This window comes from Ruminococcus sp. (genome assembly GCF_045129435.1).
Classification (GTDB): domain Bacteria; phylum Bacillota; class Clostridia; order Oscillospirales; family Acutalibacteraceae; genus Ruminococcoides.
The window spans coordinates 1-2,630 of sequence record NZ_JBGVJL010000093.1 but is presented as its reverse complement, the minus strand read 5'-3'; the positions used below and the strand labels follow the sequence as shown (position 1 = coordinate 2,630).

Genomic DNA, 2,630 nt, shown 5'->3' with positions numbered 1-2,630 from the left:
CGGCTGTGCGCTCTGCCGGCGGCGTGAGATACCTGCCTTTTGCGCCTTGTGCCGGACAAAATCATTCTTGCCGACCACCTTACGGCGTAAAAAATAAAAAGAAAAATGAAAAAGTAAATGTCGAATTTCGATGCTGAAAATCGTTGTTTTGGTTGCGTTTACTCTTGCAATCGGTTAAATTAGAGTTGTGCAGTTGTCCGCGGAAAGAGGTACCGTATGAGCAACCAAATGACTTTATCAGACAGAATTGCCATTGAAGCCGGAATCACCGCAGGTAAAACCTTCAAAGAGATTGCCTTGAAAATCAACAGAAATCCTACCACCGTTTCCAGAGAAATCAAAGCAAACAGAACCGTCATACCCGCAACTTTCTACCTTGGCTGCGATTGCCGATATGCACGCTCTTGTCATAAGCACAACATTTGTACGGATAAGAAGTGCAACATTCCTTGTATTAAATGCCGAATCGTCAAATGCACCGAATTCTGCCCAATCTACAAACCAAAGCACTGCAGCCGTATCGAAAAGCCGCCTTATGTCTGCAACAGATGTTACTACCGTAACGATTGTGACAAACGCCGTTATATGTATTCCGCTAAACTTGCCGATGCCCTGTCCAGCCGTCGGCGCTCTGATACCAGAACAGGAATACGTCTGTCGCCTGAGCAAATCCGGTATCTTGACGGTCTTCTTTCTGCTCAGATAAAAAAAGGACAGCCTTTGACGCATATTTACGCTGAGCACGAAAAGGAATTACCGGTATCCTTACGCAGCCTTTACAATTACATCGACTCCGGTCAACTCTCTGTACGCAACATTGATCTGCGCAGAAAGACCGGCTACAAGCCGCGCAAACGGAAAAAGAAATCGGCTCCAATCCCTAATTACAGGCTTGGTCGATCCTATGAGGATTTTAAGAAATATATGGAATCCCACCCTAATATGCCTGTCGTTCAGATGGATACGGTTGTGGGTTCAAGGAAAAAAGGTCAGCGTATTTTGACAATGTTGTTCCTCAAAACTTCAGTTATGCTAATGTTTCTTATCCCCGACGGTAAGGCGCAAACCGTTGTTGACGTTTTTGACTATTTATTGGATATTCTCGGTATGGATGAATTCCAAGCTTTGTTTCCTGTTATTCTTACCGACAACGGTTCCGAATTCAAAAACGCCGACCGCATTGAAAATGCTATTAACGGCGAACCTCGCTGCAAACTGTTTTACTGCGATCCAATGGCTTCTTGGCAAAAAGCGGAGATTGAAAAGAATCACGAATTTATCCGCTATGTTATCCCAAAAGGAATGTCCTTTGATGCGCTGACTCACGATGATGTCACTATGCTGATGAATCATATTAACAGTATTAAACGTCCAAGTCTCGGCAATAAATCCCCATATGAAATGATCCCCAAAGGTGATGAGGATTGGGAATGGTTAATGCAATTAACAGGAATGGACGCCATCCCAGCCGATGACGTCCACCTTAATTCAGCTCTCTTAAAACACTAACACTAAGCGAATTCAAGGCGGATAACTGCTCGTGTATTTCCATATACTCACGATTTCGACGTGTTGCGTTTACTTTTGCATAAGCGTTCGTGATACGTCTGCTTTGCTATGCCTTGTTTCGCTTGCTTTTGCTGAATTTAGGTGTATTTTACCATACTTTGCTACTGGTTTCTACCCCTATTTTCATTTCTGACGTTATTTTTCCGTTCTTAAGTGTATTTACCCTACTTTCTCTTTTTCATTCAAGCTTTTTCACTTTTCAAGCAATGTCATATGTAATCGATGTTTACCGTGGTGAAGAATATCAGAAGAATATCCTTAATGTTGGGCTTTATATTTCATTTTTTCCGCAATTAATTGCCGGTCCTATTGTTCGTTATGAGACAGTTGCACATCAAATTAATTATCGTAAAGAAACATTAGATGATTTTGCAAGCGGAGTCTATCGCTTTATTATTGGATTGGGTAAGAAGGTGCTACTTGCTAATACTATGGCGGTTGTTGCAGATACATTCTTTAACGGTGAAGTAAGTAACCAATCTGTATTATCTGCTTGGGTAGGAGCAATTGCTTACACTTTCCAAATTTTCTTTGATTTCAGTGGATATAGCGATATGGCTATCGGATTGGGTAGAATGTTTGGCTTCCATTTTCTTGAAAACTTTAATTATCCATATATTTCAACTTCAATTACTGAATTTTGGAGAAGATGGCACATCTCTCTTGGCACTTGGTTTCGAGACTATTTGTATTTCCCATTAGGTGGAAGCAGAGTAAAAAGTAAATCCAGACTGATTTTTAATCTTTTTATTGTTTGGCTGTTAACCGGCATATGGCACGGCGCAAATTGGACATTTATTGTTTGGGGGCTTCTGTATTTTATTTTACTTGCTTTTGAAAAGTTATCTGGATTTCAAAAGTATAACAAACTCAAGCCGCTTAAATATATTTACACAATGTTGTTTGTGATCTTAGGTTGGGTTGTTTTTAGAGCTGATTCTATTCAGGAAGCATTTACATACATAGGAACAATGTTTGGATCAACAGGTTCTTTAGTTGACAATGCTGCGCTGTTCTATATAAAAGAAAATGTGGTCTGTATTTTTATTTCAGTTTTAGCA

The 2,630-nt window shown here is 40.3% G+C and carries 2 protein-coding genes and 1 pseudogene; all 3 read left to right on the top strand.

Translation table 11 applies throughout. From position 1 onward, the window contains the following. Window positions 1–216: 216 nt before the first annotated feature. Window positions 217–291: pseudogene (locus ACJMMI_RS04525) on the top strand (hypothetical protein); the annotation flags it as partial. 201 nt (window positions 292–492) lie between these two features. After that, a complete protein-coding gene (locus ACJMMI_RS04520) occupies window positions 493–1,509 on the top strand; it encodes an IS30 family transposase (RefSeq protein ID WP_405353947.1) in 1,017 nt (338 codons plus the stop codon). An 89-nt stretch (window positions 1,510–1,598) separates the two neighbouring features. Beyond that, window positions 1,599–2,630 (top strand): MBOAT family O-acyltransferase (locus ACJMMI_RS04515; protein WP_405353945.1); only part of this gene is annotated, 1,032 nt, incomplete at its 3' end.